This window comes from Acidithrix sp. C25, assembly GCF_904848545.2.
The window spans coordinates 182,511-207,686 of the sequence record NZ_CAJHCI020000004.1 but is presented as its reverse complement, the minus strand read 5'-3'; the positions used below and the strand labels follow the sequence as shown (position 1 = coordinate 207,686).

Sequence of the window (25,176 nt, the reverse complement as noted above, 5' to 3'; positions counted from 1 at the left end):
TTATCTTGGACAAAGCGATCTTTAGTTTGGATCTTTTGTAATCAATGGATGAGTCTTGGATAATAGATACCAATGGCGACCAGGAGAGCCCAGATCGCACCAAATATTTGAAGGCGTCGATCGCCGAGAACGACTTCTTCGGGGCTTCCTGCTAATCCACGATCGGCTTCAAGTGCGTAGATCAAAATTGCGATTACAAATGGAATGCCTGAGAGTTGTACAAATATCTGGCCTGGCCGTGAGGCGAATCCCTCAAAGGTCCACAGGCCATAGCCCGCAATTGCAACGGCTGATGCCATGGATCGTACGTAGTTTAAGTACTCAGAGCTATATTCTCCCAAGACTTTCTTGTGGTCGATTGCGTCATCACCCATTGTCTTTACCTCCGCGTAGCGTTTTCCCGAGACCATAAAGAGAGAGCCAAACGCTGCCACTGTGAGAAACCAGACTGAAAGAGGTAGGTTGGTTGCAAGTCCGCCAGCTATTGCGCGAAGCAAGAAGCCAAATGAAACAATGGAGATATCTAGGACCGGTTCATTCTTTAGCCAGTAGGTGTAGCTGATCGTGATGACAATGTAGGTCAAAATCGCCAGAAAGAATGGGCCGTTAATGGCAAGTGAGATTGCCAAGGAGATGAAAATTATAGCGGTACCAACAAATATCGCAGTCTTTGGGGCTATTGCTCCGGCTGCGATAGGTCGGTTCTTCTTTGTTGGGTGACGACGGTCGCTCTCGACGTCCTTTGCGTCGTTGATCATATATAGGCCAGAGGCACCAAGCGAGAATGTTATGGTGGCAAGAACGGCGAGTGAAAGATAGTGGATCTCGGTTATCTTCCCCGCCGCAGCTGGAGCGGCAAGCAAAAGGCTATTTTTGAGCCATTGTTTTGGCCGAGCCAGAGAGATGAACTGAGCGAGTGTGGAACGCTTTTGATAGGAGTGTTTGGGCACGCTTTAGTCTTTCAATCTTTTGGAAGTTAGTTCGACGATGGTGGTAGGAGTTCTGCTAAAACCAGACCGAATAGAGTTTATGCCGATGCCTTGGACTCCAGCCACCTAGGTCGTGGCAATGTCATAAGGTGACGGCCACGAATACAGCTATATTTTAGGCGAGTCCCCAAGGCGGTGTGTTTGGTTTGGTGATTTGATTGGATCAGGCGCTTTGAGGAACGTGCGCGGTAATGGAGAGAGTTTTGTCCCGTGGTGGTGGTAATAGAGAGACTTAATGGCTATCTATCCTCAATTTTAGGTTCTATTCGGTAGCTAGCCGTATCGCGAATCCAATTAGAACCAGTCCAGTCCCGATTGACAGCCGTGACCTAATCGACCCCTTTGACATCCATTTTGTCAATTTCATCGAGATGGCAATCAATATTGAAAAATAGATCGCGGTGAGGATGGTAAAGACGATTCCCAAGAGTGCGGTAGTAGTTCCGATCTGATATCCAGAGGGCACGAAGCTGGGTAAAAAGGTTATGAAAAAGATTCCAATCTTTGGATTTAGGAGATCGCTCATGAGGCCGTCGCTAAAAGATCTTTTTAGGTGACCCGCCCTATCTTTAGCTCCTCCAATAGAGTATTTCTCATCAATGCCCTCGATATCCTTTCTCCTACTTCGAATTGTTGATATTCCCATCCAGGTTAAATAGATAGCACCGCAGACCCTTAGTGCCATGTATCCATATCTTGAAGCAGCAAGGATCTCCGAAACACCAAAACTGGCCGCTGCTACCCATATCATAAGCCCTACTAGGACGCCGAGGCCAGCTAGAAGTCCACCCTTTTTACCGCCTCTGATTATGTTTTTTACGACCACCATGGTGTCTGGTCCAGGAAGAAGGACGATCAGGATCGCTGTTAGCAGGAAGGATAAGAAATAGGGCCTCATTTAATCTTTATATTAGCGGCCTAATAGGGAGTAATTTATCTTTTTAGATAGGACCATCCACAAATTGTAAATCGAAAGACTTTCCCTAACTGTCTATTAGCACGCCTGGGGATCCATTTTTAGAGCGGTTAATGGTCAAACTTTAGCGATCGTAATCACTAGTCGTCGTCGTATAGCATATTAATGTTATGCACTTTTTGCGTTCTAGACTAGACGACTCTATCGAGGTTGGTATTTTAAGTCCTCGGGATGCCGATGAGATCTTTGCGCTCGTAAATTCTTCGAGGAATTCTTTGAGGAGATTTTTGCCTTGGGTTGATTCGACAAAGTCTCCAGATGACGAGGCAGATTTTTTGCGTCGCGCCCTTGAACTTTATTCTTCAGGTCTGGAGTATCACTTTGGAATTTGGTTTAACGGTTTGATGGCGGGTGGAGCTTCGCTCTCTTTGGATCCACTAAATAACTCCGGAGAGATCGGTTATTTTCTGGGTGACCCTTTCACACGTAGGGGCATAATTACCAAGGTCGTCGCCGAGATGACTTCTTTTGCCTTTGGGCAACTGGGAATTAATCGGTTGGAGATATTCGTGGCAGACAATAATGAGCGCTCTATTGCCGTAGCGAAGCGTTGTGGCTTTTCGCTTGAGTCGCGAGCTGTGCGGGCCATTTTGCTGAATGGTCTTTATCTAGATCGATTGTGCTTTTCAATGCTGGCGAGTGACTATGTCTCAAAATAAACTACGAGCGAGATCTCGATACGATCTACGGTCCGCCTTTCGCTAGATTCAGCCTTTGACCCTAGAGATACATTGTTGAGATAAGTCGAGATAAATTGTTGAGGTTTCGGTGACTTCGTTGCACTCATCTTCAATGGTAAGACTATTCAACGGAGCTTCTCATCAATTATCTCAACTTCGTATGCGCCCATGGCAGAACTCTTTATGGTCGGGCATGGGCGCATACGAAGCAGGAATTGTCCGTAGTGCTTTGTTGATTAGTCCACGTGTCGATCTCGAAGTTCGCGCTTTTGGATCTTTCCCGTAGCACCACGTGGGAGGGGATCACTTTCAATGTAAAGTTTCGTTGGGATTTTGTAACTTGCAATCTTTTTCGAAAGGAAAGAGGATATCTCTTGGGGCGAGACTTTGGAGCCTTCCTTGAGGTAGATTGACGCTGCAACCTCTTCCCCTAATCGGGGATGTGGTAGTCCAAAGACAGCGGCTTCATAGACTGCAGGATATTCGTAAATGGCAGATTCAACCTCTGCGCAGTAGACGTTTTCGCCGCCACGAATTACCATATCTTTGATTCGATCATCTACGTATACGAGTCCGTTTTCATCCAAGTGGCCGATGTCGCCTGATCTCAAAAATCCATCCACAAATGTTTTAGCATTGGCCTCTGGCTTGTTCCAATACTCTTTAATGACGGTAGCGCCCTTGAAGCAGATCTCTCCTCTTTCGCCAACGGGCACTTTTTCACCCATGGGGTCGAGGATTGCAATCTCCACAATAGGCAAAGACCGCCCCGCTGATTTTGGATATTGAAGTGCTTCGTCATCTCCGATTTGCGGTCCGTAGGAATTAGTTTCGGTCATCCCATAGCCAAAACCCGGTCGTCCGTTTTTGATTCCATTTGCAATGCGCTTGATCAATTCTGGGGGAACCGCCGACCCCCCTCCACCCATGCTCAAGAGCGAGGATGTATCGGTTTTGGTGAAATTTGGACTTTCGAGCATATCCCATGACATTGTAGGGACACCAATGAAGTGGGTTATATGTTCCTCTTCGATTATTGCAAGGGCGACATCTGGATCCCAGCGGTGCATCAGTACTAATTTGGAGTTCGTAATTAGTGAAGATAGAAGTACTGATACGCACCCAGTTACGTGAAATAGGGGCACCGCAAGGATAAAGCTAGTTGGCCATTGTGACGGCTGCTTTGGTGGGTACCGCAGGGTGCTCATTTGAGCTCGAGCCCCATTTGCATAGACTGCATTCATGATTGCCCTATGAGTCGATAAAGCGCCTTTTGGAAAGCCTGTCGTACCTGAGGTGTAGAGGATTGTCGCGTCGTCGTCGGGGTCCATGACAGGTTTCTTATACGGCTTTGTCTCCCAGGTGGCTGGGTCAAATCGCCTTAGTTCTCCAAGGTCGTCAGCCGGAGTAGATCGAACTACGACGATCGGTACCCCTCTTTCACTTGCGGGAGCTAGAGATCGCTTGGCGCGTTCTGTGTCTGCGATTAGAACTTTTGGTGTTGCATCACCTAGGGCGTATTCGATTTCGTCCCTCTGCCACCAGCCGTTTATCAAAGTGGCAATTGCTCCAATATTTAAAGTAGCGATGTAGGCTTCGATCCACTCAGGTAAGTTTCGCATGGCAATAGCGACACGGTCACCTTTTTGAACGCCATAGTGGTTTGCCAATAGGTCTGCAAACGCATCTGCGCGCTTCATTAGGGTTTCATAGGAGACCCTCTCGTCCTCGTAGACGACAGCAATCTCGTTAGCATGCTGGGCTGCGTTGGCAAAGAGATCTCCGAGGCATGATGGCGTATTTTTGAAGACCTTCATTTCGATACCATTTATTTTGGCATCTACGATCTCAAAGAACTGTCCCGCTCCAGTGATGGCTAAAAGCGCCTCTTCGTAGTCCATTCGTCTCCCTCAATTAGAGATTGATGAGCTACCGGAGATGAAAATCTCTCCGGTAGCTCATCAGTTGTTTTTTCTTCCGATATCCAAACGATCTGATCGATCTCTCAGTGGTCGTTTGATCCTTTTTTTTGGATAGATTTATCCCGCCAAATTTGAATGGCTAATCTACCATTGCACTGTAAACCAACTGAACCAATTCTGGACGAATTGGGTACGTCGAGGAGGGGAGCAGTTGTGTCATAAATGAGATCGCCAAACCCTCTTTGGGATCGATGAAAAAGGCAGTGCTGGCGGCCCCTCCCCAAGCATAGGTTCCTTTGGAGATCAGAGATTTGGTGTCGGCGGGGTTTATGACAACAGAGAAGCCCAGCCCAAAACCAACCCCAGCCGAATTTGACTCGGAGAAGATTGGCCGTCCGATCTGGTCCATATCTTGGTTTCCGGGAAGGTGATTGGTGACCATGTAATCTACTGTTTTAGGAGAGAGAATTCGGATCCTATCAAGCTCGCCACGATTTAGCATCATCGCCATAAAGGCGGCATAGTCGCTTGCCGTTGAGACTAGTCCGCCACCGCCAGAGAGCACTCTCTGAGGCGATAGACATGCATTTCCAAAGGCATCGAGGCGCGTGATTTCACCATTTACTCCTGGCATATAGAGCGCGGCGAGTCTCGATGCGCGTTCTGGCTCTATATAAAATGATGTATCGACCATCGAGAGTGGGTCAAAGATCTCCCTCTTCATGAATTCATCAAGTCCCATTCCCGAGGCAACCTCAACGACGCGACCTAGAACGTCTGTCGATACCGAGTAGTTCCATTCCGTTCCTGGATTGGCCACTAGGGGCATCGATGCCCATGCATCGCACGCACCTGCTAAATCGACATCTGGCGGCCAACCCCATTCGTAACCGTTTGCACGGTAGATCGCATCGGTGGTGTGTGCGTGGTGAAAGCCGTAGGTGAGGCCTGATGTATGGGTCATGAGGTGCCAAATTCGCATTGGTTCAGTCGCTGGAACGGTCAAGGGGGCTTGAGTGGAGCCTTGCTTGAAGACGCGGAGGTTTGCAAATGATGGAATGTACTTCGAGACTGGGTCAGTTATATCCAAGAGCCCTCGTTCGTATAGGATCATCGCTGCGACTGTGGTGATCGGCTTAGTCATTGAATAGATACGAAATAAGGTATCCTCTTCTATCGCCTGTCCACCCTCGATGTCTCTTAAACCTGATTTAGCAAGGTAAATGGGCTCCGAGTGGCGCGTGATGGAGACTAGCCATCCGGCAAGTTTTTTTTGTTCTACGTAGGATTGGAAGTGCTCTCCGATTCGATCCAGCCTCTTGGGATCGAATCCCATTCGCTTTGGATCCTTGGTTACATTAATTTTCATGTTACATTCCTTATACCAAAATTGTTCCAATAAGAATTATTGCACCTCGCAGTCGCTTATGGGATTCAATTTCAGGTTTGGTGATATTTGACGCCTTCTTGGGCGGCCAAGACTATCTCGCCAAGACCATCTCGACGGGCCAGACCGATCTTGGCTCAATTGCTTACCTTGGGCATATTGTCCAAAGAAGAGGGGGGGGTATCGCTCTGGCCGCGCTTGATAGATTTTAACTTCTTTTTTGCATTTGGCTCCGTGAACTAATAAGAGGAATCATTCGTGGATCTCGAAGGTATCTTTTAGAGCACCTTATTTTTGAATATAGCTTCTGGAGGGGGCCGATATCTTTTTCGCGATGGCGATAAGAAATGCGATCGCATTTTTTCATTTTTGCTCATAGGGTCTGTCTCCTAATCCAACTGGAGGCCGCGATGGCCCCTTTCCCCTTTTGATCATCGGCGCCGGTAATGCTTTAAAGAGAATCTTGTGGTCGACGAAGCTCGACTGAGAGAGGTTGAGTTCTTCGAGATGGAAAGGTTTCGAGTAGCAGATTTCTAAGGTACCAATTGGATAAAGGTCGCTTTTTTTGGATCTTTCGGACTCTGGATAGGCCTTGACGCGGATCCATTGATGAAGAGAGGTTCGTTTTTGAATATTAAGATTTGTATCCTCCCCAAAGTCCTTTGGGCGGATTGACAATAGGCTATTTGGGAGTAAATCTTGAACTTGGCCCAAAAACGGTCGAGGATCGTCCCTAGTTCTAGTATCTCTTTACTATTTAAGGAGTCGTAATGGCCAATTGTGTAGTGCTTCTAAGTGGTGGACTTGACTCTAGCACCGTGGCTGCCTTTGCCATGAGCCAAGGATTTGACGTTCATGCTTTGAGCTTTAACTACGGTCAGCGCCACCTTGTTGAACTTGATGCGGCTCGGCGCGTTGCTCGAGAGCTGGGTCTTCATAGCCATGTAGTTTGCGACATAGATTTGAGAGTGTTTGGCGGTTCGGCACTCACTGCATCCATTGATGTTCCTCACCGTCAAAGCGGCGAGGCGGTTGACTTTGGGGCATCTAAGGAGATTCCTGTCACCTACGTACCGGCACGCAACACGATTTTTCTTTCATTTGCATTGGCTTTGGCGGAGACGATCTCTGCCAGCGACATCTTTATAGGTGCGAATTCGATCGACTATAGTGGGTATCCAGATTGTCGTCCCGAGTACTTGGCCGCCTTTGAAGCTATGGCGAATTTAGCTACTAAGGCATCGGTTGAGAAGGGCCAAAAGACAACGATCCACGCCCCCCTTTTGACTTTGACTAAAGTTGGAATAATCGAGCTTGGCCTTTCCCTGGGAGTGGATTATTCCATAACCCATAGTTGTTATGACCCAGTTGACTTTAATAAACCCTGCGGAAGCTGTGACTCGTGTCTGATACGCATGGGGGCCTTTGAGAGTCTAGGAATGGTAGATCCGCTATTTTAGGAGCCTCGTTGATCCGTGTGCGATTGTGGCATTACGAAGCCTTTGGCTGTTTCTATCGTGAAGTTCAAGAAAAAGTATTTAAGGAATCTGAGTGAAATTTATATGGTAAGCGATACTTCGAAGCTGAGTTTATTGGGAGCAGGCTCAACTAACTATGAATATAGTTCGCCGACGGCTGACCTCCTAGAGGTCTTTGACAATCCGCGTCCTGAAGTTCCTTTTGTCATAGGTTTGGATTGTCTGGAATTTACTAGTCTTTGTCCTATGACCGGACAGCCCGACTACGGAAGTATATATATTGACTACGTTGGCGACAAGCTCTGTGTTGAATCTAAGAGCCTTAAACTTTACCTTGTCAGCTATAGGAACCACGGCGCCTTTCACGAAGACTGCGTCAATTCAATTGCAGATGACATCGTGGGTAAGATTAACCCTCTTTATTTAAGAGTCTTTGGTGACTTCAACGTCAGAGGCGGAATAGCCATTAAGCCACTCACCATTCGACGCAACTCTCCAATGGCTAGTGAACTGCGCGATGAGATCGCAGAGCTATTTGCAAGTTTTGATCGTCTCTCGGCCCGTGGCCCAAGGGGCTGATGATCGTGTTTGATTTTTTGGAATTGATTTAGGGGAAGTATCAATCGATGGCGTTAGAGGAAATTGACAGATCTAAGAGTCAATTGGTTATAGGAGCCATTGCGTTTTTGATCTACGTCTTTGTGATAGGCGGCTCAAATTGGATGATTGGTCATGTCGGGAAGGCTATTCCTGGAGCTCATGTGCTACCAGTAGGGTTTGGTTTGATGGCTCCATCGGGTGTATATCTTGCTGGGGCGGCCTTTGTCGCTAGAGACGTTTTACAACGTGTAACAGGTACCAAAGTTGGGATTTTGGCAATTATTGTCGGAGCTCTAGTATCTGCATTGGTCTCGTCAGCTCATCTTGCTTTTGCTTCAGGTGCTACCTTTTTGCTCTCTGAGAGTTGTGACTTTTTGATCTATACGCCTTTGCAGTCGAAGAACTTTCCTTTTGCTGTATTGGCTTCGGGAATTGTAGCCGACGTAGTCGATTCGGTCGTATTTCTAACGTTGGCCGGGATTCCACTTTCGCTGGCGCTGGGCGGCCAGCTTTTGGGAAAGTTTTGGGTGATGTTGAGCGGAGCGTTGATAGCCGGATGGTTGAGGCGTTTCCGGGTTTTTTCAATTCCCGCTCGGACTCTGCGAGGAGCGTAGTGACACTTAGGACTGTATCTCTCTAATTACAGATGGTCTATTTTCTATTACAGATATCTGATGGCGACTATAGATAAGTTTTGGAAGCTGTCTCTTGTTTTTTTTTGCGAAAATCCTAAATTGACCAGTAAATCAGTGAGTGCTTTTTCCATTTTCGACGTAGTGTTTAGAGGCAGTTCACAAATTATCTCACCTCAGAATGTGAGATAGCTTTCATTTTGGACACGATTTTTTCTCTTTGGGGATTTGGACCTCAGTGGTTGCAAAAGGTGGTTGAGGACTGTCGTGAATGTTGAATCTTATCTGGGTAACGAAGGTGGCCAATTAGAGACGGACAAGGTGCAGAGTTGGCTTTGCGACAATACTTTTTTAGTCTTTGATCTTGAGACAACGGGTGTCGACGTTTTTGTTGATCTCCCTGTTTCATACGCCCTTTTGATAATGAGCGGTGATAATTGCGTACTAGAGAGCTATTCGCTTGTTGATCCTGGCATCCAAATACCGATTGAGGCCGCAAAGATTCATGGTATCTCAGACGCGGCGGTAAGACGACATGGCCTTTCACTGGGGGATGCTCTTGGTCTGATCGTAGATCAGCTGATGCGTGCTTATCGAAATGGCTGGTTTGTGGTTGGGATGAATATTAGCTATGACCTATCCCTGCTGGATAATGTGTTGAAGAGGGAGTTGGGCGTAGGCTTGGGTGAGATGGGCATTAGCCCTGGTGTTGTCGACACATTAGTCCTAGATCGCCATTACGATCCATACAGGAAGGGGCGCCGAACTCTAGATGCTCTTGGAACTCGATATAATGTCGCAAAGGGTGAACTTCATAACGCTTTGGAAGACTGTAAGGTAACCTATCGCGTACTGCGCGAGATGGCAACTATTTATCCGGCCATAGCCGATTTGGAGCCCTCTACGAGTTCAGATGTTTTGGCAGGCTTTCATCATAAATGGGTGGAAGGCTACAATAAGTGGGCGCGCGCTAAGTCCAATGCCGAGATTGACGATAACGGCTGGCCGATACTGTTAGATCGAGGTCGTTGACAGTTGTGACAGACATGACAATGATTTCAATATCGGCCATGTCTGTCAGAGACTTTCGCTAAATTTTTTGGAGAGCTACAGTGTCACTCGGATGTGACCGTGAGCGTCACCTTTATATTTCCCATAGTCGCTTTGGAGTAGGGGCAGGTTTGGTGTGCTAATTCGACCAGTTCTAGGGCCAAGGCTTCATTGATTCCCGGCATCTCAGCTTCAATTGCGACTGTTAGTCCAAAGCCCCCGTCTGAATCATCGAGACCAATGCCTACTTCAACAGATACAGCTGAATCGGTGAGGTCTACCCCCTTTGATCGTGCTACAAGCTTGAGAGCAGAGTGGAAACAACCAGCGTAGCCTAGTGCGAAGAGTTGCTCAGGGTTGGTCCCATCTCCGCCGGGTCCTCCCAACTCCACTGGAGTAGTCAAATATATATCTAATTTGCCATCATGAGACTTCGCCTTGCCCTGGCGACCTCCCCAAGCGGTTGCACTCGTTTTATACCTTACGTCAACAGCCATTTCAACCTTTGCATTAAATTGCCCTTACTATGACAAAGATAACACAACTAGATTCATAGTCTCGGGATCTCTTGGGATATTGATCAAGGTCTCACAGGGTCAAGTAGATCATGATATCTCAACTTCTATGAGGAGATCGCCTGCCTCAATCTTTGTGGGACCCGAGGCCACTATTCGTTTCACGCGACCACTCACTGAGGTGGTAATGGCAGCTTCCATCTTCATTGCTTCGATAGTGGCGATTGTTTGACCTGCATTCAGGGTGTCGTTTAGAGCTACAGCTATGGTGACAACTCCAGAAAATGGGGCTGAGATATGACCGGGATTAGAAGAGTCAGCCCTTTCGTTTTTCGGTGCAGTGGACTTGATGGAGTTGTCGCGAATTGGAATTACTCGAAGCTGTCCGTTGAGGCGACAATAGACGTCTCTAATCCCTCTTTCATCAGCTCCGCCGATGGCGTCGAGAGCCAAGTAGAGGTCTACTCCTTGGTCGAGTTTGACAGATGTCTCTTCCCCGATCTCCAGACCGTAAAAGAAGGTCTTGGTATCCAATACCGATAGCGAACCATATTTATCAAGCGACTCTTCGTACTCCTTTGCGGGTCCAGGAAACAAAAGACGGCTCAAAGTAGCTCTGGGATTTGGAGCTTCAAGGGCATCTAGGCTCTCTTGGTCTAGCACTTTGGGCCCTAGATATTTTGAGGTGCGATTAGTTAGTGCTTTGGTACGAAAGGGCTCTGGCCATCCACTAGCGGGTATGCCTAACTCACCTTGGAGAAAACCTATCACACTGTCTGGAATATCATATGACGAAGGGTTTTCTTCAAAGTCAGTCGGGTCAGCATCTGCAGCTACTAAGCCGAGTGCTAGATCACCAACGACCTTTGAAGAGGGTGTAACTTTTACAATATTTCCGAGGATCTTGTTTACTGCTGCGTACATATCCTCGATTCGCTCAAAATGATCACCAAGGCCCAGTGCAATTGCTTGCTGGCGAAGGTTTGAGAGCTGACCCCCTGGAATCTCGTGATGGTAGACACGTCCTGTGGGGGCGCTAAGGCCAGATTCGAATGGACGATAGAGCTTTCTTACCGCGTCAAAGTATGGCTCAAGAGAAAGTGCCGAGCTCAGGTCAATGCCGCTATCGTAGGGGGTATTTTCTAAAGCGGCAATTATTGCAGACAGAGGTGGCTGGGAGGTAGTTCCTCCAAGTGATGCCGTTGCTCCATCGACAGCATCTACTCCGGCTTCGATTGCAGCTAGGTAGGTTGCGAGTTGACCTCCTGCTGTATCGTGGGTATGAAAGTGTACGGGTAGATCGAAGTTCGATCGAAGCGCTTTTACCAATTTGGCCGCCGCCGGTGCTTTGGCTAGGCCGGCCATATCCTTTATACATAGAATGTGGCAACCCATAGAGACAAGTTGCTCGGCGATTCTTAGATAATAATCTACTGTGTAAAGCGCCTCTTTTGGATTTGTCATGTCGCTTGTATAGCAAAGGGTTCCCTCTGCAACGGCGTTATTTTCTAAGACCGCGTCTATCTCAGGTCGCATGATTTGGACGTTATTCAGGGCGTCGAAGACTCGAAAGATGTCGACACCGCTTTTGACCGCCGCCTTTACAAATGATTTTGCCACGGGCTCAGGTTGGGGGGTGTATGCAACGGTGCTTTGGCCGCGAAGAAGCATTTGAATTGCAATGTTTGGGATCTCCTCACGCAACTGTTCTAGACGTGACCAAGGATCTTCTTTTAAAAATCTAAGAGCAACGTCGTAGGTTGCCCCGCCCCAAGCCTCGATACTCAGTAACCCGGGGAGGAGCCTTTGAATGTAAGGCGCGACTGCCACCATGTCCTTGGTGCGCAACCTAGTTGCAAGGAGACTTTGGTGCGCATCTCGCAGCGTTGTATCTGTTATGGCAACCGCTTTTTGCTCTCTTAGCAGCCTCGCGAACTCAGCCGGCCCAACTTCGCTGAGAAGGTTTTTACTTCCTTTTGATGGAGTCAAGGCCAAGTCGATCTTAGGTAATTTAGAGTTTGGGATGCTGTTTGTCGGAGCTGAGCCATTGGGGCGATTTACCGAGATGTCAGAGATGTAGGTAAGGAGTTTAGTTCCGCGGTCGGCGACTGACTTAGCCTTAAGGAGTTCAGGGTGACTTTCTATGTAAGAGGTATTAATTTGACCATGACGGAAGTCTTCCTCCTTTAGCAACTCCTGGAGAAAGCCGATGTTTGTCGCCACGCCGCGTATTCGAAACTCTCGCAACGCTCGGTCGGCACGTTGAATCGCCTCTCGATAGTCGTGGCCCCGGGTGGTGAGCTTGACTAGCATCGAATCAAAGTAGGGAAGGACTTGTGCTCCGGAATAGGTGCTTTCATCAAGGCGAATGCCAGCGCCACCTGGAGCACGATATGCCGAGATTCTACCGGTATCTGGTCTAAAGTTATCAGATGGATCTTCGGTGGTTATGCGACATTGGAGCGCGCTGCCCCTCGTTGTGATTCCTTCCTGTCGAATTTCTAAGTCAGTTAAGCTTTGTCCAGATGCGATTTTGATCTGCGCTTGGACTATGTCAACCCCGGTTACCTCTTCGGTGACTGTGTGTTCAACTTGAATTCGAGGATTCATCTCAATGAAGACATGACGGTTCTTCGAGTCGAGCAGGAATTCCACCGTTCCGGCATTCGAATATCCAATTGAGGCTGCGAATTTCACCGCGTCATTGCAGATCTTCTCTCTGATGTCGGGCGATAGATTTGGAGCGGGTGCGATCTCAACTACCTTTTGATGGCGGCGTTGTATCGAACAGTCCCTTTCGAAGAGATGAACCACCTCGCCGTATTCATCAGCAAGAATCTGCACCTCAATGTGGCGTGGCGCAATGACAGCCTCTTCAATAAAGATTGTCGGGTCACCGAATGCAAGTTGCGCTTCGGTGCTTGCGCTGGTAATCGCGTTGCTTAGCTGATCGGGGGAGTCCACCTTTCGAAGACCGCGGCCACCTCCGCCGGCTGAGGCTTTTACGAAAAGTGGAAAGTGAAAAGTTGAGATTATCTCCGATAGGTCGTCCAAGGCCGTGACGGGTCCTAGAGACTTGAGGGTCGGAATGCCGGCTCGACGAGCTGCAGCCACTGCGTTCATCTTGTTTCCAGCCAGTTCGAGAGCGCCGGTTGATGGTCCTATGAACTTGATCCCTGCCTTCACACAGGCCTCTGAGAGTAAGGGGTTCTCCGAGAGAAAGCCATATCCAGGATAGATTCCATCAGCCTGTGACTTTAGGGCGATTTCGATTATCGAATCGACATCTAGATAGGATCGAAGAGGGTGACCTGGTTCGCCAATTTGGTAGCTTTCGTCTGACTTTTGACGATGGAGGGAATACCGATCTTCGTATGCATAGATGCCAACTGTTGAAATGCGAAGTTCAGAGGCGGCACGAAAGGCACGAATCGCAATCTCACCACGGTTTGCTACGAGTATTTTTTTGAGCATGTTCGCCTACCTTAGATATCTCGAGGGATCTTGCATTCGCCATTGAGCAAAGATGGAATACGAAACTGTTATTCTAGAAACTCTCTTAGCCTACCCGAACGACCATTGACCATTCGGATTTGTTCGTGCCGACATATCTTTAGAGCCATGTCGAATAAAGGGCCTCCTTCATTAAAAAGCCAGGAACTTCGATCGATGCGGTAAGGAGTTTGTAGTTGTCTCTAAAAAAGTGCCATTGCAAGTGGTTCGAGACGATTAAAAGGATTGCTTTGTAGATAGCCAGCAATCAACTTTTACCGAGCTACAGATGATAGGTGTAGTTACTTTGCAAAAGTTGATTGCTGAAAGTTCTATTGATTAGGGGCGGTGAGCTTGTACGACGACTCGACCGTTCATCCTGAATTCTTCTTGGGGAGCCTCTTGAGCTACAGAGGCTAGAAGCTCGTCGAAGCTCGCGCTCTCTAGGAGGCCCGAGTCCACGAGTTGATCCTTCAGTGTTGCGATCTGGTCGACTATAAAGCGCTTCTCGCCTTTTTGGGGATCTGAATGAACGTGCAACGCTTCGGTCATCAGCTTTACGCTGTCGATCACAAATCCACCTCTCGATAAATAAACCGACAACTTTCTACCAACTTCGCGATCCCCGCCTCGTTGCCCTTGAAGTTTTTGGATGGCCTCAAATAGACGGCTGAAGGCATCAGATGGGCTTGGGTAGGTCATATAGAGATGGTCATCTATATCTTCGACTAAGAGCACTCCACCGGGCTTGAGTGCCCCTAAGAGGTTTCCAACGGCCTTGTCTGGATCTGAGACGTAGCTAAAGACCTCACGGACTACAACTACGTCAAATTCTCCCTCTGGAACGTCGAGTTGCATTATGTCATCAACTTGAAATTCGATAGAGATATCATTAGACAAGATACCTTGTTCCATTGAGCGCTCAATGATGGTTTTCGCACCGGCTACAAATTCTGGATTGACATCTGATGCAAGTATTGAAGCGCCAGTTCGAATCGCGATCTCGATGGCCAGTAGACCGTAGCCGCAACCGACATCGAGTACGCGCGTGCTCGGTCCAAGAGGAAGTGATTCGATTATCTGCTTCCAAGTCGGTCCAAGGTTCAAAGTGTATGCGAGCATGGATTTTCCCTCTCCGTCTTCCAACGTCGAGAGGTATCCAGCTGCTACGGTACGTAATTTTGCGAGTTTTTCATTGACCATCTGCATCTCTGAGTCGATCCCTGCTCCTAATTGTCATTGATAATGTGGGATTAATCTTCCACCGCTTGGTAAAAAAACCTAGCGCATTTTCCATTTTGGCGTCGGCTTTCCAAGTACCGATTATCCAATAAGAGTTAGGTTAGCGGATTGGTTCGATAAAAGTCGATTCATAAACGACATATACCCAAATTGGCTGCTCAATTTTTAACAATTTTAGGATTTTTATCGCGGATGAGCCGCTCCGATTGAAGCCGTGACACTTGGTTTAGAGCTTTGTCTCTTACTCATATCACTAGCTGTAGTTGAAGTAAATATGAATGAGAATCGATATCGGCTTTCCTGGTATCAACTGATACTTTTTAGTTTCATCGCGTTTTTGGGTCGGTTTTGGCGCGGGTGGGGCACCTGGTGCAGATTGCTATCTAATTTTAGGCTTTGTTGTGCGTTTGAGGGTGGTGGTAGTTGGTAGTGGATTTGGACAGATCTTTCTTGTCTTCTCTTTGTAATTCGGTGGCTAAAATGACGGAAAAATGATTAGCTGTTTTTTTAGGGTCTGCCTATTTTGTCATTGTGGATAACTAAATAGGCACTTGTGTTTGCGACTTCTCTTGAAGGCAGTCTTTTTAGGTGAGAAATCTTTTCTATGGCGCAATCCGAACTCCAAAACACCCTCTATCAAGGTTGGGTTAGATAATCCGAAGAAATAAAGCGATACTATCTTCATTTGTGCCCTTTTGACTTGTCATGTTGACTTGCCTTGGGTTAACAATATCTTGAGAGTAAGTTATCTATTTGGAGCGTCTTTTGGGACTAACGTTTGAAAAAGCTCGATCGGTAAAGTTCAAATTCCAATCGAGCTTTCTACTCTTAGTGGCTTGAAATAGGGCTCAAAGCAGACTGAGGCTACGAGAGGTCATCGACCTCTTTCGGAAGTAAGAATGTCGCAAAGAGACCAATAAGCACAAATAAGGCTGCAGTAAATGCTGCGGTTTTGGTGGCACTTGCCATCGCTTCGACCGCTGCGGTATGGATGAGCGTACCGTTGTATAGGTGGGAAAGTGTGGGTATAGCCGCTCCAGCACTAGCTCGTAGTTCCCTCACGATCCCTGCCTGTGCTGTAGGACCTAATGAAGTCAAATGAAGCAAGTTGAGGTTTTTGGTCATGGTACTTGCGAGTTGGCTAAGAAGGACGGTGCCCAAGATGGCAATTCCGAGAGCTGATCCGATCTGTCGGGAGGTGCTTTGAATCCCCGATCCCAGGCCACTTTTATCCAGTGGAACTTCCGCGAGAATTACTCCAGTCAATTGCGACGTTGCAAAGCCAACACCCACGCCGTAGATTAGAAATGCAGGTACCATCCAAAGTACTGATCGAGTTGGGGAAACTGCAACGGCGAGTGAGGTAATCCCTATCACCTCTAACCCAAGGCCAATGCGAACTACATTTCTCGCGCCTAGCTTCTTAGAGAGGGGCGTTACTGCTCCGCCTGCAAGGAAGCTCCCTAGCGCCAAGGCCAATAGGATTGTTCCGGTGCCAAGTGCGGTATAGTTTCTGGCGCCTTGAAGGAATAGCGGAAGTGCAAAAAGGATTCCGAACTCGCCCAACGAGACGATAGCTGCTGCAATATTGCCGGCACTGAAGCTCCGAATTGAAAATAGTGAGAATTCAATTAGAGATGGTCGACCCTTTGCGATGTTTGATTTTTCTAATGCTATGAATGCGATCGCCGATATGGCAAAGATCGCCAATGCAATTGGGATTGGGGAGATCGTGTTAGCAGGCCAAGTGAAGCTTGAGAGCTGAAATTGAGAGGTCTCGTTCCACCATCCGTAGCGTTGGGCTTCAATAAGACCAAAGACTAAGGAGCCTAGGCTAAGTATCACAAGTAGGTTCCCAACTAGATCTCCAATTGCCCCTGAATTTTCATCTTTCGATTCGGGAACCAAAAGAAGGGCGCCAACGAGGATTACAATACCAGTGGGAACGTTGATCAAAAATGCCCAGCGCCATGAGTAAGACTGAGTTAGCCAACCCCCAAGTAATGGTCCCAATGCAGCTACACCACCTATGGTCGAACCCCAAATGGCAAAGGCAATTCCGCGGTCCTTGCCAAAGAAGTTGGCATTTACCAAAGAGAGGGTGGATGGCAGAATCATTGCCCCTCCTATCCCTTGAATCAACCTTCCAAGCAGCAGGATCGATGAGTTACTTGCGGCCGCGGTTAGCAAGCTCGCCAAGACGAAGATTATTGTTCCAATAATGAACAGTTTTCTTCGTCCGAATCTGTCCCCGAGTCTTCCCAGTGAGATCAAAAGTGCGCCAAATACTAACGAATAGATCGAGTTGGTCCATTCGGCGTCACTGGAGTTCAAATGGAGATCGCGAATCATGGTGGGTAGCGCGACATTGACAATGGTCGCATCGACGATAATCATTGCGACGCCAAGCGCAATGAAGGGCATCATTAACCATCTACTTCGATTTGAAGTGTTCTGAATGTTTGACTTGGTATTCATGAATATCTTGACCTCTAAAGTAGTCTATTGATTTGATTGTCTTTGAGATATTGCGCTTTCGGGCTATATCCCATCTCGGCTTTTAGACAGTTCCACACTCTGGCCTTTCAACCACTCCTAAATGCTACTAGTCCCATTATTTAATGCTGGAGACCATGAGATAATTCCAAGATCGGAAATAGAGGCTAAAGTTATATTAATCGAGCCTCTCGGTCTTGCGGATTGTAATTGCCAGGCTTTCTATTGGCTTGGCCAGCAACGGGAGCCGTTGAAGACCGTTGGCTGGAAATTGTATTGGTGCCTTAAAGCCCGTATTCATATCTATAAATTTGAATATATATATCACGACTAATAGCTTTTAAATCCGCTAACTGTTGCTCAGCTTCGATATCGACATTTGCGTGTGTGATTGATCTGAAATCTCAATTGCATATGATTTTGCTTATACTTTCCATACGTTTGCTCTTTGCAGCGGGCGAAATTTGGAGATGGGATTGAGATAGGGGTGCTATCAAGGTGGATCGGAGGGGATGCGGCAATTGGTCTGTGGGCTGAGTTGGTATCGAACTCCGAAATCTAAAGCTCGCTGGGACGCTTCTAGTCAAGTCGGAGGAAATCCGGTTGGCATTTCACCTTTTAGATATCTTATCGGCTCTCTGTTGAACCGAAGGATCTTCATCTGTTGCAGGGCTATATCTAAGTCGGTAGTTTGGTGGCTTTGGTGTGGTAGAGGTAGTCGTTGGTCAATCTCATTTTTCCTAAGTTTCAATCTAAGTGAATAGTCGTGTCGGTGTCCTCGGTGGAACCGAGAGAGCCGCATCTGACATTAGTAAAAGACGTTTGTATTTTGACTAGATGTACCTATGTCATATTTGTTAGATGCCAGAGGTTTGTGCCCCTGAAGTTTCGACGGATGGTGATTGGCCATTTTCGATCTTATTTATTGAATCTTCAACCTCTAATGAGCCAACTTGCTTTGGCGAGATTTTGGAACTTGGTTTGTGATAGTGGTGAGCGCTTTTTCCAAACAGGAATAATCTGAAGTGGCCAATAACGGTGACTTCGTGTGCAGCTATTTTTTCCTTGGCTTCTCGGGGGAATTGCGACCTGTTGCTATTCAAAGAGGAATTTAGGGCTGGCTACCTTTGAGGCTTTATCTGGGCTTGACTAAGTCGATGCGGGGCTGCTTTTTAGTTTGAGGTTTATTTCTCTTATGGATTTACCCCGGCGATCCGATTTGGTGAGGCCGCCATTGTCGTCGAGGTTTTTGTCCGTCGGCGAGGCTTCTCTATGGAGCTTGTGGTAGTCCCCTGTTGTTAAAGCCTTTGGCGTGATCGGTGGAATCAACTGTCGGCGAGGCTTTATAGGAATCTTGCAATGGCTATATGGCGCATTGAACCGGCGTAATATTCGCGGTGATCTCTAAGGGTATTCATAAGATTGCAGCCTTAGGTCTATGAACTCTCTTCAAATTTAGATCTTCATGTCCATCTAGGACTCCTTTGATAGTCGAAGGATGGAAATTTAGCTGCCGTATTTGAAATTCATTAGCTAGGGTCAGAGACGATGAGCAGTATCGACTTTTATTCCTGTTTGGATGCGATAGATTGTTTCCAAAAAAAACTCAGAGGATGTAGTGGTTCTAATCTTTTATCGGCCAATGTGTTGTGGGTATGGGGGCTTGACCACCAGGTGGGCCAAGTTCTATGATCATTTAGTATTAATTTTTCAGTATCTAGTTCATGAATCTATTAGGTTCGTCTTAGATTTGCTTGATGACTTGAATAAGGGATGTCTAATTACTTCGTCACCTGTACCTTAGCTCCCTTCGCGATCATCTTTCCTGTGGCTCGGTCCAATAGGAAGGTTGATTATGCAGAGAGTTTTAGTGACTGGGGCAGCAGGATTTATCGGATCTCACCTATCCGCGATGCTAGTTAGAGATGGAATAGAAGTTGTAGGTGTTGACTGTTTTTCCGATTCTTATGATTCGGGTGAGAAATACGAGAGAATGCTCACTTTGTCTGAGCTGGAGGGTTTTGAATTTCAAAAAGCTGATTTGGTCGATGCCGATCTTGATGTCCTGCTCGATGGTGTCGATACGGTCTTTCATCTTGCGGGTCGGGCGGGCGTACGATCTAGTTTTGAGCAATACCCAAGCTATGTTCATGACAATATCCTGGCTACGACAAAGTTAGTTGGAGCTATTGCCGACCAGAATCGCAAGATACGCTTGGTGTATGCCTCTTCATCTAGCATCTATGGAAATTCACCGACTCCATTCCTGGAGTCTTATGAGCCTTCGCCCATCTCGCCATATGGTAAGACAAAGCTTGCCGCCGAAAGAGTGGTTTTAGAGGCAACTAGCCCTCTGGTCGAAACGGTTGCGTTGAGATATTTCACGGTATATGGACCCTCCCAGCGTCCTGATATGGGTTTGCGCAAATTTATCTCTAGCGCACTTTCCGATCGGGAGATAGCGATCTTTGGCGATGGAAGTCAGAGTCGTGACTTTACCTACGTGAGCGATATTGCCAATGCGACAATGAGTGCTGGCAAGGCTGAAGTTAGTGGACTTGCAATAAATATCGGTGGTGGCTCGACTGTGACCTTGCTGGCGGTGGTAGAGATGCTGCGAGGTTTCCACGGTACTGATCTGCGAGTCTCCTTTGGCGACTTTGCTCGGGGAGATGTATTGCATACCGGCGCTGATTTGGATAGAGCGAAAAACTATCTCGGGTTTTCTTCTAAGGTCTCTTTTGCTAATGGATTTAGAAATGAATATGAATGGCTAAAAGATCTCCACACATTTCAGGCGGCAGGTGTGGCACAGTGACCCAAAGTTTCACAAGGATCGATGAACTCACAGATATGGCGCCAAGACGTATTGTAATTTATTCGCACGATACATATGGACTTGGTCATCTTCGTCGCAATATAGCACTTGCTGAGGCCCTAGTTCGGATTAATCGCTCCGTCCGAGTTATCATTATGACTGGTTCGAGGGTGGCGAGTAGCTTTAATACTTCTCGGGGTATTGAGCTTGTAGAGCTTCCACCGGTAATCAAAGTTGGTCCGGATGAGTATGAGAGTTATGGCGTTTCGATTCCGCTTTCGTTGATCAAGCGTGCTCGTGCAGCCATCATCAAAGATATAGTGGTTAGGTTCAATCCAGATATCTTTTACGTGGACCATTCGCCACTTGGAATGTCAAAGGAACTCCTAGGAGTCCTGGACTTTTTGGTTTTGGCACACCCTAAGATTCATCGAGTTATTGGTCTTCGTGATGTCATAGATTCACCTACTAATCTTGGTCAAAGCTGGGCTACCGATGGTGTATTGGATGCCATTGCTCGATATTACCATGCGGTGTTTGTCTTTGGAGAAGAGGCAATTTACGACCTGCGGAAGAACTATTCGATTCCTGAAAGTGTCAAGTTGCGATACCTCTCATATTTGGGGAAGCCTGAATTCATCGAGGCGGGTGTGTGTCGAGCTGAATTTTTCGCCAACGCCTCGTCTGATCAAGGATATTTTTTAGTAACCGGCGGCGGTGGTGGCGATGCCCAGGAGGTTTGTGAGGTTGGGATTGAGGTTGGAAAGGTTATCCAAGTCCCAACTTTAGTAGTCGCCGGCCCCCTGATGGAGGTAGATGCACTGGCTCACCTCCGGCGACTGATCGGCGACGCTGCCAATATTAGTTTAATTGATTTCGAGCTGAATATTGAGGTTTTGCTATCGAAATCTAGGGTTGCGCTTTCAATGGCTGGATATAATACAACCGTTGAACTGGCGGCAGCTAGGGTTCCTGCTCTTTATCTGCCCAGGATATATCCCAGACAAGAGCAGCTGATAAGGGCGAAGATCTTTGAGAAGTTAGGATTTGGGCGCGTTGTCGACCTGTCTAGGTGGAAGATCGAGAGGATCTCCCAAGAGGTAATGCATTTTTGGTCTGAACCGATTCTTTCGAGTCAGATAAGCGTGAATATGTCTGCGATTCCAAAATTTGCAAGTCAAATTGTAGTTCCTGATTTAGTAGATTTTGATCGCGCTTGTGACTCAGCAGAGACCACACCATGATTGCCTCAACCGTTGATGGATACCAAGCTCGATTTATCGATTCCACCAAAGTACGCTTTTTCGAAGAGAGCGACTCGGCCGTAATCGTAGATTACGTACTTGTTGGCCCGGCTGATACATCCCATAAAGGGGAATGCGGTGCCGTTGATGCTATAGGATTTTCTGCTCATCAGGGAGCCACCCATTGGCAGGCACAAAGGGAGCACGCTATCTTGGGGTATCTAATAGATAGAACCTCCCAAACTAAACAAGGCGTAGGAGGCTTAGGTGGTAGCGAAGTTCCAATTGATGGCTCGCCCGATCCCCTAAATCATGCGAGCACGGTTCAAAGGGTCAATTACCTCTTGAGTATCGGGGGTATCGATAGCTCTCAAGTTGAAGATCTGCAATTTGTCATCGATGGGTCTTTGGTGTCATCCAATTGCGACTTGTCGAGCGGTGGTAATGGCTCCCAAGACAAGTGGAAAATTGGTATGAAATGAGGATAGCGTATCTTCTCTTTGACCCAGGTATCCCAGTCGGAGGCACAAAGGGCGCATCGATTCACGTAAGTGAATTTTGCCGTGCTGCCAGCGCCTTGGGCCATGAAATTCATTTGATTGCGACCAGGGTCGTCGGTGATGGGGTTCCCAGTGTGATCTTGCACCATATTGAGTTACCCTACATTAAGGCCTCAGATGGCTCCAAGTTCCAGGCTGCTAATGAATTTTCAGAACGTGCGTTTGACGTATTGAGAGAGATAAAACCAGATCTTATCTATGAGCGCCTGAGCCTCTTTTTTGGCGAGGGGCGCCAACTTGCAATCCGACTTGGAATCCAGAGATTGTTAGAGGTTAACGCGCCGATAGTGGATGAGCGTATTGAGCACTTTAACCTCGATCTTATCGATGAAGCTAGAGCCAAAGAGGCCGCTGCTATCTATGGTGCAGACGTCATCGCCGTGTCGGAGTCGTTGTGCGCCTACATTAGGACAAATGAGGCAAAGACGATATCGGTCTTTCCCAATGGCGTAGACACCGAGCGATTCGGATCAGTTATCAAATATCGATATGATACGCAAAGTATGTCGCTCAAAGTGACATCTGACCCTAAGGGGCCAAGCGATCCAACAACAATAGGTTTTGTCGGCTCCTTGAAGACTTGGCATGGAGTTAATAATTTGATTTTAGCTTCAAATCTACTCTTTGATAGGGGTATTTTTCATCGACTTTTGATAGTTGGTGATGGACCAGAGATGACATCCCTAAAGCAACTGTCGGAGCGTTCCAAGGCACGGGCTCGTATTCATTTTGTTGGAGCGCTCGAGATGAGCGAGATCCCATCTTATTTATCTTCGATGGATATAGGCGTAGCTCCATATCTGCTCCGGGGAGACTTCTACTTCTCCCCGCTAAAGATCCTTGAGTATATGGCGTCTTCGATAGCTGTAATTGCCACTAGAACTCCATCCATTGAAGCTATCGTCGGAGGCGATGCATTTCTTTTGAGCGACCCATCGCCAGAGGCGATTGCCAATGCAATTGCGACTTTGATCGACGATCCAACAAGACGCATGGAACTAGGAAAAAAGGCACGAGATCGGGTCGAGACCTCTTTCACTTGGAATCAGACGGTTAGTTCAATTCTTGAGGTGGCGGCCTCCCAGAAAGATGGCCCAGACGATGTGCAGTTTGATTCAGTGGATACGATAGGGCAGGTGCAGTAGTGAGGGCTCGAAATCGACCAAAAGGAAGGATGGTCGGTGACTTCCTTCGACAGAGTCGCGGTCGAATGGCGATCGGATTGCTTTTTTCACTCGTCAATGCAGCCATCACTTGGATAACCCCATGGCCACTAAAGATCGTTGTTGACTCAGTTTTTGGAACTAAACCTTTGCCTTCTAGCTTTGGTTACACGGGAACAAAATTAGAACTGCTCTATATCACCGTTGGCGCAATGGGCGCACTTGCTCTAATTGGTGGTGTGAGTACCTACATTTCAGCGTTGAGTTTTGCAAATGCAGGACAGATATTCTCTAATAATCTCCAGGTAAGGGTCTATGACCATATCCTAAAGCAGCCACAAGGGTTCTTTGAGAAGCGAAAGGCTGGTGACCTATCTACTCGTTTGATTGCCGATGTGCAGTCGATACAACGAGCGATGGTGGAGTCTGTTCCGACCTTGGTCAATTCGATACTGGCCATAGTTGGAATCATGATTATCTTGGCCATGCTTGGAGTCGTCTTTTTGGTAGCGGTTTTGGCACTTGGTGTATTCGTAGTCTTTGACCTAACGTATTTTATGCGACGGGTTCGGCGGGAGTCGAGGAGGGCTCGAGACTACGAGGGTATGGCGAATTCGGCTGCGCAGCAGGCGATTACCGGTTTGGTGGTAGTTCAAACTAACGGAGCGACAGAGATGGAATCCTTTCGGTTTTCCTCGCTCGTTAAATTGAGTACGCGTCATTCTTTGAATTCCAACATTGCACAGGCTGCGATGAATTCATCTGTAACCTCGGTATTGAATCTGACTATTGCAGGTTTCGTCCTCTTTTCTGGATTGGCAGTCTTTTCCCACACCCTTAGCCTTGGCATGATCTTGGTTGTGACCTCCTATGCACGATCGGTATACAAGCCGCTTCAACAATTGACCAAGAGAGCGGGAATCGTTGGAGTTGGTTTAGCGGCCAAGGAGCGGGTTGAAGAGTTGCTTTTGGCCAATGATGCAAGGCCAGGTGTAACCACGAAGAGGCGAGTTCCACTCGGCGGGAGCTCTATTAGCTATGAAGGTGTCGCCTTCTCTCATGGCGGCCGTTCGATCTTTGAGGATTTGAACCTTCGTGTAGAGGAGGGTAAGCGAATTGCAATTGTAGGCGAAACTGGATCGGGAAAGTCGACGATTGCAAAGATGCTCCCTCGGCTCTTGGAGCCCAAAGAGGGCCGAGTGACCATAGGGGGTCGCTCTCTAGATGAGATTCCTTCATTTCAGCTACGGGAATTAGTCGCCTACTTGCCTCAAGAGACCTTTATCTTTTCGGGTACCATCTGGGAAAACGTCATCTATGGCCTTCAAGGGGCGATTCGCCTTGACGCAGTTCGCTCCTGTTATGAGGCAGGAGTTATGGAAGTCTTCAAGGTGCTTCCTATGGGTATTGATACAGTCGTCTCCGAAAAGGGTACCTCCCTCTCAGGAGGGCAGCGACAGTGTATTGCAATCGCCCGAACTGTTGCTAAGAATGCAAGGATAATCATCTTGGATGAGCCAACTGTGGGTGTCGATCCGCAATTAGAGGAAGTTTTATGCGGTGCTTTCGAGCGGGTTACTAAAGGTAGAACTGCAATAGTAATCAGCCATCAGGAAAAGACGCTGCGTTTTTGTGACGAGATCTATCGCTTTCGTGACGGTCGATTGCAAAAGAGCACCTTTGAAGATTTTTTCCTGTCATCTTTGGATCGTCAACCACGTCAACAAATCGATGAATTTCTTTCATTTGGTTGAGGCGTGACCATTGAGATCTTGATGCGCTTGATTCTTTTTGGTCATTGTCTATTTGAGTATTCAATGTCTCATTGGAAGGCCGTCGTTGATTGTGCTTGGTTTTTTCACGAAAAAGACGGCACGGCTTGTTAGTTAGGGTCGGTCTTTTTTTGATCGGCGTAGTTATTTGATTTAGTTA

18 protein-coding genes are annotated in these 25,176 nt (G+C 47.4%); 10 read left to right on the top strand and 8 right to left on the bottom strand.

The features are described 5' to 3' along the window. Positions 1–41 precede the first annotated feature (41 nt). Positions 42–950 (bottom strand): decaprenyl-phosphate phosphoribosyltransferase, encoded by a 909-nt coding sequence (locus ACIDITHRIX25_RS000000103715; protein ID WP_201733725.1) that lies wholly within the window; start codon positions 948–950, stop codon positions 42–44. A 301-nt stretch (positions 951–1,251) separates the two neighbouring features. Further along, a complete protein-coding gene (locus tag ACIDITHRIX25_RS000000103710; protein ID WP_052605295.1) occupies positions 1,252–1,887 on the bottom strand; it encodes a LysE family translocator in 636 nt (211 codons plus the stop codon). A 197-nt stretch (positions 1,888–2,084) separates the two neighbouring features. Between ACIDITHRIX25_RS000000103710 and ACIDITHRIX25_RS000000103705 the strand changes: the two genes are divergently transcribed. Next, entirely contained in the window at positions 2,085–2,624 is a 540-nt protein-coding gene (locus tag ACIDITHRIX25_RS000000103705) for a GNAT family N-acetyltransferase (protein WP_160291771.1), read from the top strand. A gap of 257 nt (positions 2,625–2,881) precedes the next feature. Here ACIDITHRIX25_RS000000103705 and ACIDITHRIX25_RS000000103700 read toward each other — a convergent pair whose 3' ends face one another. Together ACIDITHRIX25_RS000000103700 and ACIDITHRIX25_RS000000103695 are read right to left on the bottom strand one after the other, a co-directional pair. Next, on the bottom strand, positions 2,882–4,546 hold the full coding sequence (locus ACIDITHRIX25_RS000000103700) for a class I adenylate-forming enzyme family protein (RefSeq protein WP_201733724.1): 1,665 nt from the start codon (positions 4,544–4,546) through the stop codon (positions 2,882–2,884). A gap of 160 nt (positions 4,547–4,706) precedes the next feature. Then, positions 4,707–5,936, bottom strand: a complete 1,230-nt coding sequence (locus tag ACIDITHRIX25_RS000000103695) for a serine hydrolase domain-containing protein (protein WP_201733723.1) — start codon at positions 5,934–5,936, stop codon at positions 4,707–4,709. 788 nt (positions 5,937–6,724) lie between these two features. Here ACIDITHRIX25_RS000000103695 and queC point away from each other — a divergent pair. The 4 genes from queC to ACIDITHRIX25_RS000000103675 all read left to right on the top strand — a co-directional run bounded on the left by queC (position 6,725) and on the right by ACIDITHRIX25_RS000000103675 (position 9,696). Next, a complete protein-coding gene (gene queC / locus ACIDITHRIX25_RS000000103690) occupies positions 6,725–7,414 on the top strand; it encodes a 7-cyano-7-deazaguanine synthase QueC (protein WP_201733722.1) in 690 nt (229 codons plus the stop codon). 132 nt (positions 7,415–7,546) lie between these two features. Further along, positions 7,547–8,011, top strand: coding sequence for a preQ(1) synthase (queF, locus tag ACIDITHRIX25_RS000000103685; protein ID WP_201733721.1), 465 nt, complete (start codon positions 7,547–7,549; stop codon positions 8,009–8,011). A gap of 47 nt (positions 8,012–8,058) precedes the next feature. Further along, complete coding sequence (locus tag ACIDITHRIX25_RS000000103680; protein ID WP_201733720.1) at positions 8,059–8,646, top strand: VUT family protein; 588 nt, start codon at positions 8,059–8,061, stop codon at positions 8,644–8,646. Between the two features lie 285 nt (positions 8,647–8,931). Then, the gene (locus tag ACIDITHRIX25_RS000000103675) at positions 8,932–9,696 is read left to right on the top strand and encodes an exonuclease domain-containing protein (RefSeq protein WP_201733719.1); all 765 of its coding nucleotides are present in this window, start codon (positions 8,932–8,934) and stop codon (positions 9,694–9,696) included. An 83-nt stretch (positions 9,697–9,779) separates the two neighbouring features. Here ACIDITHRIX25_RS000000103675 and ACIDITHRIX25_RS000000103670 read toward each other — a convergent pair whose 3' ends face one another. The 4 genes from ACIDITHRIX25_RS000000103670 to ACIDITHRIX25_RS000000103655 form a co-directional block, all read right to left on the bottom strand. Further along, positions 9,780–10,211: an organic hydroperoxide resistance protein gene (locus ACIDITHRIX25_RS000000103670; protein ID WP_052605286.1), complete on the bottom strand. Its 432-nt coding sequence runs from the start codon at positions 10,209–10,211 to the stop codon at positions 9,780–9,782. A gap of 108 nt (positions 10,212–10,319) precedes the next feature. Then, entirely contained in the window at positions 10,320–13,703 is a 3,384-nt protein-coding gene (locus tag ACIDITHRIX25_RS000000103665; RefSeq protein WP_201733718.1) for a pyruvate carboxylase, read from the bottom strand. 357 nt (positions 13,704–14,060) lie between these two features. Then, complete coding sequence (locus ACIDITHRIX25_RS000000103660) at positions 14,061–14,930, bottom strand: class I SAM-dependent methyltransferase (RefSeq protein WP_201733717.1); 870 nt, start codon at positions 14,928–14,930, stop codon at positions 14,061–14,063. Positions 14,931–15,827: 897 nt separating this feature from the next. Next, complete coding sequence (locus ACIDITHRIX25_RS000000103655) at positions 15,828–17,441, bottom strand: MFS transporter (protein WP_201733716.1); 1,614 nt, start codon at positions 17,439–17,441, stop codon at positions 15,828–15,830. 1,873 nt (positions 17,442–19,314) lie between these two features. Here ACIDITHRIX25_RS000000103655 and ACIDITHRIX25_RS000000103650 point away from each other — a divergent pair. From ACIDITHRIX25_RS000000103650 to ACIDITHRIX25_RS000000103630, 5 genes are read left to right on the top strand one after another with little or no spacing between them, the layout of a single operon-like run. Then, on the top strand, positions 19,315–20,277 hold the full coding sequence (locus ACIDITHRIX25_RS000000103650; RefSeq protein ID WP_201733715.1) for an NAD-dependent epimerase/dehydratase family protein: 963 nt from the start codon (positions 19,315–19,317) through the stop codon (positions 20,275–20,277). Next, positions 20,274–21,521: a glycosyltransferase family protein gene (locus tag ACIDITHRIX25_RS000000103645; RefSeq protein ID WP_201733714.1), complete on the top strand. Its 1,248-nt coding sequence runs from the start codon at positions 20,274–20,276 to the stop codon at positions 21,519–21,521. The genes ACIDITHRIX25_RS000000103650 and ACIDITHRIX25_RS000000103645 overlap by 4 nt, the downstream gene beginning before the upstream one ends. After that, the gene (locus tag ACIDITHRIX25_RS000000103640; protein ID WP_201733713.1) at positions 21,518–22,003 is read left to right on the top strand and encodes a hypothetical protein; all 486 of its coding nucleotides are present in this window, start codon (positions 21,518–21,520) and stop codon (positions 22,001–22,003) included. Before ACIDITHRIX25_RS000000103645 ends, ACIDITHRIX25_RS000000103640 begins: the two co-directional genes overlap by 4 nt. Next, complete coding sequence (locus tag ACIDITHRIX25_RS000000103635) at positions 22,000–23,226, top strand: glycosyltransferase family 4 protein (protein WP_201733712.1); 1,227 nt, start codon at positions 22,000–22,002, stop codon at positions 23,224–23,226. Before ACIDITHRIX25_RS000000103640 ends, ACIDITHRIX25_RS000000103635 begins: the two co-directional genes overlap by 4 nt. Next, complete coding sequence (locus ACIDITHRIX25_RS000000103630; protein ID WP_201733711.1) at positions 23,226–24,998, top strand: ABC transporter ATP-binding protein; 1,773 nt, start codon at positions 23,226–23,228, stop codon at positions 24,996–24,998. The genes ACIDITHRIX25_RS000000103635 and ACIDITHRIX25_RS000000103630 overlap by 1 nt, the downstream gene beginning before the upstream one ends. The last annotated feature ends 178 nt before the right edge of the window (positions 24,999–25,176 follow it).

Bases quoted from the DNA above. Each gene is read 5' to 3' on its own strand.
- ACIDITHRIX25_RS000000103710 (WP_052605295.1), bottom strand. From the start codon at position 1,887: ATGAGGCCCTATTTCTTATCCTTCCTGCTAACAGCGATCCTGATCGTC.
- ACIDITHRIX25_RS000000103700 (WP_201733724.1), bottom strand. From the start codon at position 4,546: ATGGACTACGAAGAGGCGCTTTTAGCCATCACTGGAGCGGGACAGTTC.
- ACIDITHRIX25_RS000000103695 (WP_201733723.1), bottom strand. From the start codon at position 5,936: ATGAAAATTAATGTAACCAAGGATCCAAAGCGAATGGGATTCGATCCC.
- queC (WP_201733722.1), top strand. From the start codon at position 6,725: ATGGCCAATTGTGTAGTGCTTCTAAGTGGTGGACTTGACTCTAGCACC.
- ACIDITHRIX25_RS000000103680 (WP_201733720.1), top strand. From the start codon at position 8,059: ATGGCGTTAGAGGAAATTGACAGATCTAAGAGTCAATTGGTTATAGGA.
- ACIDITHRIX25_RS000000103670 (WP_052605286.1), bottom strand. From the start codon at position 10,211: ATGGCTGTTGACGTAAGGTATAAAACGAGTGCAACCGCTTGGGGAGGT.
- ACIDITHRIX25_RS000000103665 (WP_201733718.1), bottom strand. From the start codon at position 13,703: ATGCTCAAAAAAATACTCGTAGCAAACCGTGGTGAGATTGCGATTCGT.
- ACIDITHRIX25_RS000000103660 (WP_201733717.1), bottom strand. From the start codon at position 14,930: ATGCAGATGGTCAATGAAAAACTCGCAAAATTACGTACCGTAGCAGCT.
- ACIDITHRIX25_RS000000103655 (WP_201733716.1), bottom strand. From the start codon at position 17,441: ATGAATACCAAGTCAAACATTCAGAACACTTCAAATCGAAGTAGATGG.
- ACIDITHRIX25_RS000000103650 (WP_201733715.1), top strand. From the start codon at position 19,315: ATGCAGAGAGTTTTAGTGACTGGGGCAGCAGGATTTATCGGATCTCAC.
- ACIDITHRIX25_RS000000103640 (WP_201733713.1), top strand. From the start codon at position 21,518: ATGATTGCCTCAACCGTTGATGGATACCAAGCTCGATTTATCGATTCC.
- ACIDITHRIX25_RS000000103635 (WP_201733712.1), top strand. From the start codon at position 22,000: ATGAGGATAGCGTATCTTCTCTTTGACCCAGGTATCCCAGTCGGAGGC.